This is a genomic window from Amycolatopsis sp. EV170708-02-1 (genome assembly GCF_022479115.1).
GTDB lineage: Bacteria > Actinomycetota > Actinomycetes > Mycobacteriales > Pseudonocardiaceae > Amycolatopsis.
Map to the genome: position 1 here is coordinate 8,543,348 of NZ_CP092497.1, position 14,602 is coordinate 8,557,949.

Below are 14,602 nucleotides of genomic sequence, written 5' to 3' on the forward strand. Positions count from 1 at the left end.
AAAGGAAGAACGGCCAACCGGCTCGCTCTCCGTCACGTGAGGAGGACGTGGAATGCGCATCACCATCGCAAGCCGGGCAGGCCTTGTCGGCGCCCTGCTGCTGGCAGGTCTCAGCGCCGGGGTGACCCCGGCGGCCGCGTCGAACCCCGCGGGCGTGGCCTCACTGGGCTCCGCCGCCTTCACCAAGGGAACCTCGGCGCCGATCTCGATCGCCTCGCTCGCCGACTGCGCGGTCGAGGGACCGACGAGCAACTCTTCCGGGGTCGTGACCAGGACCGGGATCACGTTCGGTGGCGGCACCACGACGTGCACGACCACGGTCGTCGACCCCGAGAACGACGTGACCACGACGAAGTCGGAGGCCAAGGGGCAGAACTTCGAGCTGTCGGCGCTGGTCTCGTCGAGCGGGCCGCGGATCAAGATCAGGTCCTACTCGGTCAGCTGCACGGCGACCCAGACCAGCACGAACGCGAGCTGGACCTACGGCGGCGCGACCGGGCTCGGCACCTTGCCGTCGCCGGTGCCGGTCGGCTACGTCAAGCCGATCACCAAGTCCAACGGCACGCTGCTCGCCGAGGCGATCTTCAACGAACAGACCTTGCCGGGCGACGGCAGCATCGGGCTGACCATGCTGCGGATCAAGTTCGCCCCCGGCTCGAACATCACCGGGGAAGTAGTCGTCGGGCGCACGGCCTGCTCCCCCACCCCGTAAACCATCCCGCCGGGAAAGGGGCGTCCGGAACCTGCCGGGCGCCCCTTTTCCATTCTGGCTTATATAAGCTTCTGCTGATATCTTGGCGGCAGCCGAGCAGAGGAGGGCACCGATGGTCGACGTGACCAGCCAGATCGACTCCGTCCAGCGCAAACTGGGCAAGCGCGTGATCGAAGCGGGCGAGGCGGTGACGGCGACGGTCAGCCAGGTCTACGACACCGGCCTCGACGACCTCTGGGACGCCTGCACCAATCCCGACCGGATCCCGCGCTGGTTCCTGCCGGTCAGCGGCGATCTGCGCGTCGGCGGCAAGTACCAGCTCGAAGGCAACGCCGGTGGGACGATCGAGCGTTGCGACCCTCCGAAGAGCTTCGCGGCGACCTGGGAGTACGGCGGCGACGTCAGCTGGATCGAGCTCCGGCTGAGCCCCGAAGCCGACGGGCGCACCCGGTTCGAGCTCGACCACACCGCCGTGCCGAACGAGCACTGGAACCAGTTCGGGCCGGGTGCGGTGGGCATCGGCTGGGACATGATGCTGAACGGGCTCGCGCTCCACCTCGAGTCCGGCGAAGCCGCCGATCCCGAGGCGGCCATGGCCTGGATGACCAGCGAAGAAGGCGTGCGGTTCATGACGTTGAGCAACGAGGCCTGGTACCAGGCCGACGTCGCCAACGGCACGGACGCCGCCACCGCCCGCACGCGCGCCGACGCGACCTTGGCCGCCTACACCACGCCGCCGGAGAGCTGAAGGTCTTCGGCGAGTTCCGGGGCGCGAAGCAGGCCGATGAGCTCGTCGTCCGCCCGGAACACGGCGCGGGCTCCCGGCATCCCCGCCTGGCGGAGCATCGCGTGGAGGACGTCGGCGTGCGGCTGGTCGAGCAGGGTCCAGACCATCGCGCGCCGCTTCACCTCGTCCCCCAGTTCGCGCGCGGCCCACCAGCCCACGACGAGCGCGCTCACCTGGTTGACCGCGGTTTCCCGTCCCCGCGCCAATTGCGCGCGATTCAGCCCGCACACCTTGATGGTCTGCTCGCCCTTCACGGTCAGCGCGCGATAGGTCCCGATCGACAGCACCAGGAACAGGTGCTCCAGCGGATCTTCGGCGGTCGGGTCGACGAGCAGGCTGTTGCCGTCGTCATCCACCGGGAACAGGTCGCGTTTGTGGTGGCTGTTGCAGTATTCGCAAGCGAGCACGTGATTGAGCCAGTCGAAGGCGCGGCCCGGGTTCCTCGCGATCGGCTCGAAGTGGTCCACAGTGGACCCGAGGCCGTCGCCGCAGTACATGCAGTAGCCGCGGCCGGCGGCCATGACGTCCAGTCCGGCCCGCAAAGAACGCCGTACGGCACGGGAAACGCGCCAGAGTCGCCGGGCTTCTTTCGTGTCACCGGGAGGGATCCGCGCGGTCAGCTCTTCGAGATCGGCCACCACCTGCCCCGGCAGCGCGATCCGGCGGATCCCGATCACCGATCGTCGGCCTCGAACCGCCTGGCCACCTCGTCGACCCGGCTCGGCGGTGAACTGCTCAGCATGCCGCGCAGGCGTTCCCATTCCCGGACACCGTTCGCGTCCGCCCGGCCGGAAGCCACCTGGAATTCGAGCTCGGCGAGATGCTCCCGCAGTTCGACCGCCTGCGGCGAATACGGCGTGTCCAAGCCGAAAAGGTCGGACAGCACTGCGTCGTCGCCGGAGCCGAAGACGACTCGCTCGTACAGCTCCTCGGAAACCACGCGCGGCGGGACGTCCTCGTCGGGCCCCGAAAGCCGGATGAGGCCGCCCGGGTCGGCGGCCTGGCAGACGTAGGGGCTGTGCGTGGTGACGATGAACTGGATCCGCGGGAAATGCGCCTTGAACCACGACCCCATGCGTTTCTGCCACGACACGTGGAGATGCGCGTCCACCTCGTCGATGATCACGACGCCGGGGCTCTCGTGGTCGAGGCCCGCTCCGTCGAGTTGCTTGAGCAGGTCGACCACGAGCGCGGTCACCGTGCGGTAGCCGTCGCTCATCTCGCGCAGCGGGAACCGGTCGCCCCGGTATTCGACCCAGAGCCCGTCCGAATCGACGTCCCGGATCCGGTAGCCGCCGGGCAGGAGACCGTCGCCGAGGATCTCCAGCGCCTTGTCCTTCAGCTCACGTGCGCCCGCTTTTCCTTCCAGGGCACGGAGATGCTGATTGATCAGCCAGGTGACCCCCTCGGCGAGCGAGGCGTCTTCATGGAACAGGCTGGCCATCCGCGCCAGCGAGCCCGCACCGCGCATCCACGACTCGGCCTCGCCGCTGCCGCCCGCGAGCCGCCGGAACGGCCCGTACGCCGCGCAGAACGGCTGGCCAGGGGGAAGTCCGGAGATCGGGAGCAGACCGGAGTCGAGCCAGCGGACCTCGACCGGCGCCGGACCCTCCTCGCGCATCACCGAAAGCTCGATCGACCCGGACGTCTGGTCCGTCGAGATCCAGCTGCCGGCGTCCGACAACAGGCCCCACGCGACGTCCGGCGCCGCCGCGACCGCGATGGCGCGCAGGAGCGAGGTCTTGCCGGAGCCGTTGCGCCCCGCGAGGACCACCCAGCCGGGGCCGGGCAGCCGCAGGTCGACGGCGCGGGCGCCGCTGAAGCCGCGGATGTTCTCCAGCCGGACCCGCTCGATGTACATGGGGAGAGCTTACGACGGCGTGGGGGTCACCTGGGCCCCCGAAAGTGGGTCGCCATCACGAAATCCATCACAGCGAGCGCCTTGCCGACGTCCAGGTCCGAAACGACCTTCGAGCGGTCCCAGTCTTCGATCCCTCTCTCTTGTTCGGGCGTAATCCGCAGCCGGACATGCCCGCGGACGTCGAGGTTCCCGAGCGGTGAGGCGTAAAGGGCGAATTCGCGGTCGTCCTGCGTACGGAACGTGACCCCAGGGCTCTCGCCGAACGTGATCAGCTGGTGGTCTTTGTAGGTCTTGTTCGGATCAGCGTGCCACTCCCCCGGCGCGCCGCCGTTCGCGGTGGCTCCGGCCTCGATCTGCAGCCGGTGTTTCGGCTCGACGAAGTAGCACGATCCCGGCGTGGCGATCGGCGCGAAATCCGGGCCGAACGCCATCTTGATCGCGTCACGGAACACCGCGCATTCGACGTTCGGGTCGGCGGCGCCGGCAGCGATGATGTTCTCGGCGCCGGTCGGCACTTCGACCTCGACCGCCGGGTCGCAGGTCTCGCCCTTGTTGGTGGCGACCCAGTCCGCGCAGGTCCCGACCCGGGCACTGTCCTGACCGTCCGGTGGATAGACGAGGTCGCGGGGCAGTTTCGCGGCGCCCGCGGTGGCGAAGTCGCGGAGGAGTTCGCAGTCCTTGCTGCGGGTCATCCCGAGTTCGAACCTGACAGCGCGCTCGAAGCTCAAGGGCACTGTGATCGCGCAGCCGTCCAGCCTTCCCTCGCGCCGGGTCTCGACCTGGTAGCCCTTCACTCCGCCGAGATCGATCACGGCTCCATTGACCCGGGTGAGAACCAGGTGACCCGGGTCCACGTCCTCGGCGTAGATGAGGGGCTCGTAACCATCGCGGACGAGGGTGCACATCTTCCTGCCGTACTTCACCTTGGGCTCGCGCGTGACAGGACGGGGGTCGCCGCCCTTCCGGCGGTCGTAGGCGGCCTGGTCGATCAGGGCGCAGAAGTCAAGCGCCGCGATCGCCGCACCGACGGCCTCTTCGTCACGATCCGCAGGACGCGGTTGCTTCGGCTGCCATTTCGGAAACTGCGGTGGCGAAGGGGGCATACCCACGGATTCCGTACAAGACGTCAACAGGCCGAGGAGTACTGCGCCGAGAATCACTCTTCGAAACTTCATTACGCAGAGTATGCAAATTTGTCGCCTCGCCTACCAGGTGGAACGCCGTTTCCCGAGGCGCATTCACACGATCGGTTTTCACGGATAGTCACCGAGTTCATCTCGGCTATTCAGCAGGGAACGCGGCTTTATGCAGCCGGGTTCACCGGCCGGGGAACCCTGGTAATCTTCCCGGCGTCGGATTACGCAGGGTGCATCGGGGAGACGCGCCTTGTAGCCACGGGAGGGGCACATGACGACGGTGACTTCGGGGCGGCTTCGGCCATTCAGCGGGGAACGGTTCGGCGCTATGGGGGTGCATGGCCGTGCCTGAGGGGTCTCCGGTCTACCAACCCGGCTTCGACCCGGGCTCGGTCTGCAAGGCCCCGCCTACCGGCGGCTCCTATGGGACGCCTGTCGCGGAAGGCGCGGGGTTCAAGTACGACGAGGCAACCCTGCATGAGCTGGTGGCGGAGTGGCGCAACCTGGCAGTGGAGTACAAGAACGACCTGATCGACGCGAACAGGATCGCCTTTGCTCAGCCTCCAGGGCTCGAGTATGCGAGCGGCGACAACGCGTTGATAACCCGGCACTCCGGAGACGCGCTCGTCGCAGCCCTCAACCAGCGCATCGCCTACTGCGAGAACATGGCGAACAAGTACGTGACCGCGCTCGGCAGGTACGCCACCGCGGAAGAACACGCCACCACAGTCGTCAACCAACAGCCGAAAGGCATCGCCTGATGCGTCGAACAGTTCTCATAGTCGGCGCGGTCGCGCTTACGGTCTGCGCTTGCTCTCCCCCTGCTACCGATGGCACAGCTGCACCCACCAGCGGCGGAGTAAGTCCTAGCCCGTCAGCCCCGGCCACTGCGCCTCCTGAGATACCCAAGGTCGAAAGTCCCATCGACCTGGCAAGGTTCAAGCAAGCACCTTGCAGCGCCCTCACCAAACCGCAGGTCGGGGACCTCCTGGGCGCAACGCCGGATGGCCAAGCACGGGATGGCGCGGCAGGGCCTGCATGCACGTGGGTCATCCCCTCGACGACCCGGCCGTTGATCAGTGTGGTCTTCACCAATACGCAGGACAGCGGCACTGCAAAGATTTACGCGGCCAAGGGTAAATCTTATCGGCTCGTGGAGCCGCTCAAGCCCGTTGACGGCTACCCGCTGACCGCATACGGCATCACGGACGAGCGGTCCATGGGCCGATGCTCGGCGGCGTTGGGGACCAGTGACACAGAGACCATCGGCATTGCCGCGGAGCAGTCCGAGGCCAACGTCGGAAAGAAAGACCCGTGCGACGTCGCACGGGAAGCCGCGATCCGGGTGCTGGCCACCATCCGAGGGGGCAACTGATGTCGGCAGGACCGCTCACCGCCACCCAGATCTACGAACAGATCACGGGTGGCGAAGGCCCCGGATCGCTATCCGAAGCTCAGCAAAGTGCCTACAACCTGGCTTCCAGACACTCAGAGCGCTTGCAGCGGATCACGGCTCTCAGCCAGAAGACCGCCAGTGGCTGGCAGGGTGGCGCGAGCGATGCGGCTGTCGCCGCGACACGGCCACTCGTCGATGCCGCCGCGGACGACGCGATGCATGTGTCGATCGCGCAGAACTCGATCATGAGCCAGATGGGCGCGTTCGGCACGGCAAAGAACTCTGTCAAACCGGTGCCGCCCGAGCAGCCCGCACCGACTGCCGAGGACGTCAAGGCCCTGATGGGGGCGGCGGCACCTTCGGCTACTGGGACCGGGTCAAGGGGTATCAGGCCGACAGCCAGCACAACATCGACACCTTCGCGTCCTACCACTCCGCCAGCACCGCCAACGGTGATCAGCTGCCCGCCCAGTACGCGCAGCTCACCGACCCCGGCGGCAGCGTCACCCTGGACGAGGGCGGCGCAGGGAAGCCCGCGGCAAAGGGATTCGGCGACGGCTCCGACGGACGCGAGCACGGCACCGGCGAGCCCTACCGAGGACCGAGCGGACCCAGTGGACCGAGCGGACCCAGCACGCCGAGTTGGCCCAGCGGGCCAGCGCCGGACAGCGGCCCTCAGCCCGGACAAGGCCCCCAGCCTGGCCAGTACCCGGGCACGCACCATCCTGGCCATCAGCTGCCGGACGACGGGACCCGCGCGAATTCGTACACGCCGCCCCAGACGACGCCGGTCGTACCGCCGGCGGCGAACCTCGACTTCGGGCCCACCGGCAAGCCGAACCCCACCTACAACACGCCTGGCGCCTTCCCACCCGGGTACGGACCCGGGACGAGCGGGCCCGGCGTCTACGGCCCCGGAGGCAGGCCGCCAGGCGGCCCCGGCACCGCAGGCGGCCCCGGCACAACGGGCGGCCCCGGCGCGACAGGCAGGCCCGGCGGGACAGGGCAGCAGCCTGGCCTGGGTGGCCGAAGCGGTGCCGGGATGCCCGGCGAAGGCATGGGCGGCCGTGGCACGGCGGGGTCGGCTGGGGCCGCCGGTCGTGGCGGAGCGAACGGGATGCCGATGGCGCCCGGCGCCGCCCGCGGGAAGGGCGAGGAGGACAAGGAGAAGAAGGCTCCGGCGTACCTCCAGAACCCGGACCCCGACGAAACCTTCGGCGGCTACATCGAGAAGCCGATGCCGCCGGTGATCGGCGAGAAGAAGAAGTAGCACCACAGTCCCAGGGGAGGGAGGCACGTGGTGCTCGCGCGCCCGGTCGAGATCACGCTCGACACACTGTTGACCGCGTTCCGTCACGCCGGTTGCGGCGATCCGCATCTGATCTTCGCGGGCGGGCTGCGGTACATCCCGCCGTCGTCGCGAAACGGCGAAGACCGGGCGGCGTTCGAGGAGCTCGGCGGGCTCGGGTTCACCGAGGGCAAACGGCTGACCAGCGACTTCGAAGACGTCCTGCATATTCTCGACCGGCCGAACACCGAGTACTACGCGACGGTCCGCACCGAGGCGGAGCAGTACAGCGTGCTTGTCGCCGTGCGCGGGCGCGCCGCGGTCACCGCGATCTGCGAAGGAAGCCGCGTGTGGCTGAAAGGCGTGCGGACGTCCGACCGCGCGGCGGCGCTCGTGATGAACCTGCCCGAGTATCCGCCCGCGCGATTCTCCCCATTCTCCTTGCCCCAGGACGATTTCAACGGCGACGGCGGGGACGGCCTCTACGACGAGCCCGCGTCTCGAAGCCGGGAAGCACGGCAGCTGGACGAGGTCTTCGAGCAGCCCTACTTCGGTGTCGGGTTCTTCGTCGCGGCCATGCGTCCTGACGGGGGAAGACGCACGGAGGCCACGGACGGCCTGACCTATCTCGATCTCGACGCCGGAAGGGTGGCCATGCATGTGAGCGGCGCTCCCCGGAACCGGTACATCACCGTCCTCCCCGGCGAACCCGCGTTACTGGCGCAAAAGGTCGCCGCGCTGCGTGCGAGCCTCGACCACTGACTCGATCAGGCGCACCGACCGCACCGGGTCCAGCGCGATGGTGTCCATAGTGGACTGAACGTAGGGTGCGACATCGCCGGGCCGGTGCAGGAACAGGCCGGTGCCCCGATGTTTCAAGTAGACCAACGGCCGCGCAGGACCGAATTCCAGCAGAACGTAGTCGCCGCCGGAGTACGCCCCGGCGGCGAAAGGGATGACCCGGAGTTCGACGGTGGGCCGTTCGGCCAGCGCGATGAGATGCCGGAGCTGATTCGTCATCACTTGCGGCCCGCCGACCTGGCGCCGCAGCACCGCTTCGTCGATGTAAGCGACAAGCCTCTTCTGCCCCAGCACCGCGCCGGAAGCGCCAACGGCCCTCGCGTAGGAAGGTGTTCGGAGCAGCTCGGGGAGGAGCGTGGCTCCGAACGCGATGATCTTGGTGGCCTCCTTTTCGTACTGCGCAAGGGTTCTCCTCTGCAGGGCCACGTCAGCGAACCACCACGGTCCGCTGTCGCGAGCCAACGAGAGCAGTACCTCTCGACGCTCCCCCGTGACTTGATAGACGGCGAGCAGCGCGGACACCTCCTCGGCGGACGCCGCGCGCAGGCCGGTTTCGACCCGGCTGATCGTCGACTGGGACCACGCCAGTTTGTCGGCCACTTCGGTCGCGGCCAGCTTGGCGGCCTTCCGTGCGACTCGCAGTGCCTCGGCGAGGGCTCTCGCCTGGGGTGCGGGCTTCGGCTTCGGCATCGCGAGCAACCTGCCCGATGCGCGCTGGCAAGTCATTCCCCGAGCCGGGCGACCTCACGAACAGCCTCGGAGATCGCGGGGAAGTCCTTCTTCAGCAGCGCTCCGTGGTTGCTCTCGACCTTCGCGCTCACCTTGATGTTCGGGTTGCGGGCGGTCACCGCGTCGAGCCCGGCGCGGATCTGTTCCTGTTCGTCGCCCTTGCTGCCGAAGGAGGTTCCCGACGCGAGCACGTATCGCATCGGCACCTTCACCCGGTCGAGCACCGGACCCAGTTCCGCTTCCCTCGAGAGCTTGCCGAGTTCGATGTTGCTCTCCGCCTGCTGAGCGGCGGTCATCCGCGGTGTCAGGCCGGTCGGGCGCAGCAGCGGCATGACGAGGTTCAGCCGCTTGAACATCTTCCGGATCCGCTGTTCCATGGCGTCGTCCAGCCAGTCGTACGGGAAGGCGCCGTCGACGAGCACCGCGCCGATGGTCCGCTCCGGGTTCCGGGCGACCCAGTGCGCCGCGACGACCGCGCCGTAGGACCAGCCCACCACGACGGCCCGCTCCACTCCGCGCGCCGCGAGGACGGCGTCGACGTCGCGGACGGCGGCCTCCATGGAGTAGTCGGCCGAACGCTTCGACTTGCCGCGTGCCCGCTCGTCGTAGGTGATGTGGCGGAAATCCGGGCCCAGGTCGGCGAGGACCCGCCGCCAGTAGCCCTGGGTCGCGAACTGGCCGTTGAGGTACACGACCGGGATACCGGAGCCGCCGGTGTCGGTGACGGCCAGGGCGGTGTCTTCGACCGGGATCATCCCGGTCCAGGAAGAGGAAGTCATGAGGGAACTATCGAGGTCCGGCCTGACACTGCTCTGACGTCGTCCTGACACGAAAAGGCCCCCTCACGACAGCGAGGGGCCTTTCGCGAACCGGGACTACTTGAGGGCGAAACCGCCGGAGCCCGCCCAGTCGAGGGCGAATGCCGGGAGCAGCCCGAGCACCAGGGTGACGATGACGCCGAGCGTGATCGCCGTGGTGGTGAACGCGCCGGGCACGGTGACGGTCGGGCCGTCGGGCGCCGGCTCGGAGAAGTACATCAGCACGATCACCCGCAGGTAGAAGAACGCGGCGACGGCGCTGAAGATCAGGGCGACGACGACCAGCGGCGCCATCCCGTCGGACAGGGCCGCCGAGAACACCACGAACTTGCCGACGAAGCCACTGGTCAGCGGGATACCGGCCAGCGCGAGCAGCAGGAAGGTGAACACGCCCGCCAGTACCGGAGAACGTTTCGCCAAGCCCGCCCAGGCGGACAGGTGCGTCGCTTCACCGTTCGAGTCCCGCACCAGCGAGACGACACCGAACGCCGCGAGCGTGGTGAAGCCGTAGGCCAGCAGGTAGAACAGCGTGCTCGACAGGCCTTCCTCGGTCATCGCGATCGCACCCACGAGCAGGAACCCGGCGTGCGCGATGGACGAGTAGGCGATCATGCGCTTCACGTCGGTCTGCGTCAGGCCCAGCACCGCGCCGATCAGCATCGAGATGATCGCGACGGCCCAGAGCACGCCGCGCCATTCCCAGCTGGTCGACTCGAACGCCACCTGGAACACCCGCAGGATCCCGCCGAACGCGGCGACCTTGGTGCAGGCGCCCATGAACGCGGTGACCGGCGTCGGCGCGCCCTGGTAGACGTCCGGGGTCCAGGTGTGGAACGGGCCGACCGAACCCTTGAACAGGAGGCCGACCGCGAGCAGCCCGAGCCCGGCGAACAGCAGCGTGTCCGACCGGTCCGAACCGGCGGCGGCGTTGGCGATGTCGGACAGCTTCACGGAGTTCGCGTAGCCGTAGAGAAGCGCGAGACCGTAGAGGAAGAACGCCGACGAGAACGCGCCGAGCAGGAAGTACTTGACCGCCGACTCCTGCGAGAGCAGGCGGCGACGGCGGGCGAGACCGCACATCAGGTACAGCGGCAGGCTCAGCACTTCGAGCGCGATGAACATGGTGAGCAGGTCGTTGGCCGCGACGAACGCCATCATGCCGCCGAGCGCGAACAGCGTCAGCGGGAAGACCTCGGTCTGCATGCCGGTGGTGCCGACCTGCGCGCGGTCCTGGACCGTGCCCGGGCGGATACCGGCCTGCGCGACGAACGCGCCGCCCGGCTCGACCGAGCGGTCCGCGATCAGCAGCAGCGCGCCCAGCGCGAGCGCCAGCAGCGTGCCCCACAGGAACAGCGACGGCCGGTCGACGGCGATGGCGCCGCTGAAGGTCGTGACGCCGCCCTTCGGCGCGGAAGTGCTGGCGTACCAGGCGAGGAAGACACCTGCCGCCCCGATCCCGACCAGGGACAGGAAGACCTGCGAAGGCCACCGCATGTGCTTGGGCAAGAAGGCTTCGAGCAGCACGCTGACACACGCGGCCCCGAGGATGATCAGGATCGGCGTGACGGCGAAGTAGTCGATCGACGGCACCTGCACCAGTGGCGCCTGAGTCAAGAAGAGCACGGTTTACTTGCCTCCCTGCACGGACGACATCGTCGCCTGCACCGACGGGGTGATCGTGTCGAGCACCGGCTTGGGATAGAACCCGAGCGCGATGATCAGCACGACCATCGGCGCCAGGATCGCGATCTCCTTGCCGCCGAGGTCCTTGATGGCCTTGGTGGCCCCGAGTTCCGGAGCCATCGCCGTGCCGGGCCCGCCGCCGGCGCCGATCAGGGCATCACCGCGGACGGGCCCCTGCATGACGCGCTGGTAGAGCCAGAGCACGTACGCCGCGGCCAGCACCATGCCGACCGTCGCGATGATCGTGTACACCGGGTAGTCCACAAAGGACCCCAGCAGCACGAGGAACTCACTGATGAAGGAGTTCGTGCCGGGCAGGGACAAAGTGGACAGACCGGCGATGAGCAGCATCCCGCCGAGCAGCGGGGTCACCTTGGCCATGCCGCCGTAGTCGGAGATCCTGGTGGATCCGCCGCGCATCACGATCAGGCCGACGACCACGATCAGCATGCCGGTGGCGAGACTGTGGTTGAGCATGTACGACACCGAGCCGACCATCGCCTGCTCGTTGAAGGTGAAGATGCCCAGCGCGATGAAGCCGAAGTGGGCGATCGACACGTAGGCGATGAAGCGCTTCATGTCGCGTTGCCCGGCCGCGAGGATCGATCCGTAAAGGACACCCGCGACGGCGAGCACCAGCACCCAGGGCGCGAGTTCCTTGCTGGCGTCCGGGAACATCGGGAGGCAGTAGCGCAGGAACCCGAAGGTGCCGACCTTGTCCAGCACACCGACCAGCAGGACCGCGACGCCGATGGGCGCCTGTCCCGCGGCGTCCGGCAGCCAGGTGTGGAACGGCACCAGCGGGGCCTTGATCGCGAACGCGAGGAAGAACCCGAGGAACAGCCAGATCTGCGTGCCCAGCGGGGCGTCGCGGACGACCGTGACGAGGGTTTCCCAGTCGAAGCTGCCCTTGCCGAGCTTGTCCGACGCCAGCGAGTACGCCCCGATCGCCGAGGCCAGCATGATCAGGCCGCCGAGGAACGAGTACAGGAAGAACTTGACCGCCGCGTACTGCCGGTTCGCGCCGCCGTAGCCGCCGATCAGGAAGTACATCGGGATCAGCATGATCTCGAACAGCACGTAGAACAGGAAGACGTCGGTCGCGGCGAACACCGCGATGGTCAGCGCCTCCTGCACCAGGATCAGCGACAGGAACCCGCCCGCCGAGCGCCCGGCCGGGAGCTTGTCGGTGAGGCCCAGCGCGCCGACCACGATCGGCACCAGCAGGCCGATGACCGCGATCATCACCAGCGCGATGCCGTCGATGCCGAACGAGATGTGGATGCCGAAGTTCGGGATCCAGTCCATCGAGGACTTCTGCTGGATGCGGTCCCCCGAAGGCGTGTAGCTCGCCCACATCGGGATCACCAGCAGGAACGTCAGGAGCGACACCACGAGCGCGGTGAGCGTCGCCAGCCTGTCGTTCTTCTTCATCCCCGCGACGACCGCGGCGCCGACGAGCGGCAGCAGGATGGTTGCGAGTACCCAGGTCATGCGAACCTCACCAGCAGAAGTGCCGCCAGAAGCAGGAATGTGCCGCCCAGCATGGACAGTGCGTACGAGCGGACGAAGCCGGTCTGCAGGCGGCGCAGGCGCCCGGATCCGCCGCCGAGCGCGGCCGCGATCCCGTTGACGGCGCCGTCGACGCCGCGGTTGTCCACGTAGACCAGCGCCCTGGCGAGCCAGGTGCCCGGGCGGGCGACCAGCGTCTCGTTCAGGGTGTTGCCGTACAGGTCGTTGCGCGCGGCCTTGACCACGGCGGAGACCCGCTCGGGGCGTTCCACCGGAACGTCCTTACGGCCGACGAAGAGCCAAGCCGCCGCCGCGCCGAGCACCGATAGCGCCACGGTGAGGATCGGGACCAGCGCGTGCGGGATGACACTGTGGCCACCCTCCTCAAGCGGGCCGACCACCGGCGAAAGCCATTCGGCGAACCGGTCGCCGAGGGCGAAGAACGCACCGGCGCCGATCGAGCCGATCGCCAGGATGATCATCGGCCACTTCATCACCGCGGGAGACTCGTGCGGGTGGAAGTCGCGGCCGTCGCTGCTCTTGATCTCCTTCCAGCGTTCCTTGCCGAAGAAGGTCATCACCATCAGGCGGGTCATGTAGAACGCGGTGAGCCCGGCGCCGAGCAGTGCCGCGCCGCCCATCACCCAGCCGCGCCAGCCGCCCTGCGACAGCGCCGCTTCGATGATCGCGTCCTTGGTGAAGAAGCCCGAGAGCGGCGGGATGCCGATCAGCGCCAGGTAGCCCAGCGCGAAGGTCCAGAAGGTGACCGGCAGGTGCTTGCGCAGCCCGCCGAACTTCCGCATGTCGACCTCGTCGTTCATGGCGTGCATGACCGAACCGGCCCCGAGGAACAGCCCGGCCTTGAAGAAACCGTGCGCCACCAGGTGCATGATGCCGAGCGCGTAGGCGATCGGGCCGAGACCGACGGCCAGCATCATGTAACCGATCTGGCTGACCGTCGAGTACGCCAGGACCTTCTTGATGTCGTCGTAGGCGCAGCCGATGATGCACCCGATCAGCAGCGTGACCGTGCCGACGAGGGTGACGATCAGACGGCCGTCCGCGGTGGCGTTGAAGATCTCGTGCGCGCGGGCGACCAGGTAGACGCCGGCGGTGACCATCGTCGCCGCGTGGATGAGGGCCGAGACCGGGGTCGGGCCCTCCATCGCGTCGGGAAGCCAGGCCTGGAGCGGGAACTGACCGGATTTACCACAGGCGCCCAGCAGCAGCAGGATCGCGATCGCGGTGACCGCACCGGTCGGGATCTGGCCGACGGCGCCGAAGACCTCGGCGTAGCCGGTGCTCCCGACGTACTTGAACATCAGGAAGATCGCCAGCGCCAGCCCGACGTCACCGACGCGGTTCATCAGGAACGCCTTCTTCGCCGCGGTGGCCGCGGACGGGCGGTCCTGGTACCAGCCGATGAGCAGGTACGACGCGAGACCCACGCCCTCCCAGCCGAGGTACAGCGTCACGAAGCTGTTGCCCAGCACCAGGATCAGCATCGAGGCGACGAACAGGTTGAGGTACGCGAAGAACCTCGACCGGTCGCGGTCCTCGGACATGTAGCCGATCGAGTAGAAGTGGATCAGCATGCCGACGCCGGTGATCAGCAGCACGAACGTCAGCGACAGCGCGTCGATGCGAAGCCCGAAGTCGACCTGTAGCGCCGAAACCGGGATCCACGAGAACAGCTTGACGTCCGCGGTGGCCTTGGTGTCGGCCGTGAAGAACAGGATCAGGCCGTACACGAAGGACAGTGAGACGGTCGCGCTGCCGAGGAGGTGTCCCCAGCCCCTGGCCCGCTTACCCGCCAGCAAAAGAATGAGGGCGCCGAGAGCCGGGAAGGCCACCAGCAGCCACGATGATGCGGTCACTC

At 67.9% G+C, this 14,602-nt stretch carries 14 protein-coding genes; 6 read left to right on the plus strand and 8 right to left on the minus strand.

What is annotated here, in order from left to right; all coding sequences use genetic code 11:
- Window positions 1-52: 52 nt before the first annotated feature.
- Window positions 53-712, plus strand: coding sequence for a hypothetical protein (locus tag MJQ72_RS38945; protein ID WP_240595935.1), 660 nt, complete (start codon window positions 53-55; stop codon window positions 710-712).
- A 112-nt stretch (window positions 713-824) separates the two neighbouring features.
- Entirely contained in the window at window positions 825-1,460 is a 636-nt protein-coding gene (locus tag MJQ72_RS38950; RefSeq protein WP_240595936.1) for an SRPBCC family protein, read from the plus strand.
- Here the strand turns inward: MJQ72_RS38950 and MJQ72_RS38955 are convergent.
- The 3 genes from MJQ72_RS38955 to MJQ72_RS38965 are packed head-to-tail and all read right to left on the minus strand — an operon-like array spanning window position 1,436 to window position 4,463.
- Entirely contained in the window at window positions 1,436-2,176 is a 741-nt protein-coding gene (locus tag MJQ72_RS38955) for an HNH endonuclease (protein ID WP_240595937.1), read from the minus strand. The genes MJQ72_RS38950 and MJQ72_RS38955 overlap by 25 nt on opposite strands.
- Entirely contained in the window at window positions 2,173-3,360 is a 1,188-nt protein-coding gene (locus MJQ72_RS38960; protein WP_240595938.1) for an AAA family ATPase, read from the minus strand. The genes MJQ72_RS38955 and MJQ72_RS38960 overlap by 4 nt, the downstream gene beginning before the upstream one ends.
- Before the next feature lie 26 nt (window positions 3,361-3,386).
- Window positions 3,387-4,463 carry a hypothetical protein gene (locus tag MJQ72_RS38965; protein WP_240595939.1) on the minus strand — a complete coding sequence of 359 codons (1,077 nt, stop codon included), beginning with the start codon at window positions 4,461-4,463 and terminating at the stop codon, window positions 3,387-3,389.
- 371 nt (window positions 4,464-4,834) lie between these two features.
- On the opposite strand from MJQ72_RS38965, the gene MJQ72_RS38970 reads away from it, so the two are divergent.
- From MJQ72_RS38970 to MJQ72_RS38985, 4 genes are all read left to right on the plus strand, one after another.
- Window positions 4,835-5,257, plus strand: coding sequence for a hypothetical protein (locus tag MJQ72_RS38970; protein ID WP_240595940.1), 423 nt, complete (start codon window positions 4,835-4,837; stop codon window positions 5,255-5,257).
- Window positions 5,257-5,871, plus strand: coding sequence for a DUF3558 domain-containing protein (locus MJQ72_RS38975; protein WP_240595941.1), 615 nt, complete (start codon window positions 5,257-5,259; stop codon window positions 5,869-5,871). The genes MJQ72_RS38970 and MJQ72_RS38975 overlap by 1 nt, the downstream gene beginning before the upstream one ends.
- A gap of 1,063 nt (window positions 5,872-6,934) precedes the next feature.
- Window positions 6,935-7,162 carry a hypothetical protein gene (locus MJQ72_RS38980; protein ID WP_240595942.1) on the plus strand — a complete coding sequence of 76 codons (228 nt, stop codon included), beginning with the start codon at window positions 6,935-6,937 and terminating at the stop codon, window positions 7,160-7,162.
- Window positions 7,163-7,192: 30 nt separating this feature from the next.
- Window positions 7,193-7,942: an ESX secretion-associated protein EspG gene (locus MJQ72_RS38985; RefSeq protein WP_240595943.1), complete on the plus strand. Its 750-nt coding sequence runs from the start codon at window positions 7,193-7,195 to the stop codon at window positions 7,940-7,942.
- On the opposite strand, the gene MJQ72_RS38990 is transcribed toward MJQ72_RS38985, so the two are convergent.
- The 5 genes from MJQ72_RS38990 to nuoL all read right to left on the minus strand — a co-directional run bounded on the left by MJQ72_RS38990 (window position 7,895) and on the right by nuoL (window position 14,600).
- On the minus strand, window positions 7,895-8,671 hold the full coding sequence (locus MJQ72_RS38990) for a helix-turn-helix transcriptional regulator (protein ID WP_240595944.1): 777 nt from the start codon (window positions 8,669-8,671) through the stop codon (window positions 7,895-7,897). The two genes, MJQ72_RS38985 and MJQ72_RS38990, sit on opposite strands and share 48 nt — an antisense overlap.
- Before the next feature lie 32 nt (window positions 8,672-8,703).
- Window positions 8,704-9,489, minus strand: a complete 786-nt coding sequence (locus tag MJQ72_RS38995) for an alpha/beta fold hydrolase (protein ID WP_240595945.1) — start codon at window positions 9,487-9,489, stop codon at window positions 8,704-8,706.
- 96 nt (window positions 9,490-9,585) lie between these two features.
- Entirely contained in the window at window positions 9,586-11,151 is a 1,566-nt protein-coding gene (gene nuoN, locus MJQ72_RS39000) for an NADH-quinone oxidoreductase subunit NuoN (protein WP_240595946.1), read from the minus strand.
- Window positions 11,152-11,154: 3 nt separating this feature from the next.
- Window positions 11,155-12,705, minus strand: coding sequence for an NADH-quinone oxidoreductase subunit M (locus tag MJQ72_RS39005; RefSeq protein WP_240595947.1), 1,551 nt, complete (start codon window positions 12,703-12,705; stop codon window positions 11,155-11,157).
- Window positions 12,702-14,600 carry an NADH-quinone oxidoreductase subunit L gene (gene nuoL / locus MJQ72_RS39010; RefSeq protein WP_240595948.1) on the minus strand — a complete coding sequence of 633 codons (1,899 nt, stop codon included), beginning with the start codon at window positions 14,598-14,600 and terminating at the stop codon, window positions 12,702-12,704. Before nuoL ends, MJQ72_RS39005 begins: the two co-directional genes overlap by 4 nt.
- Window positions 14,601-14,602 lie beyond the last annotated feature (2 nt).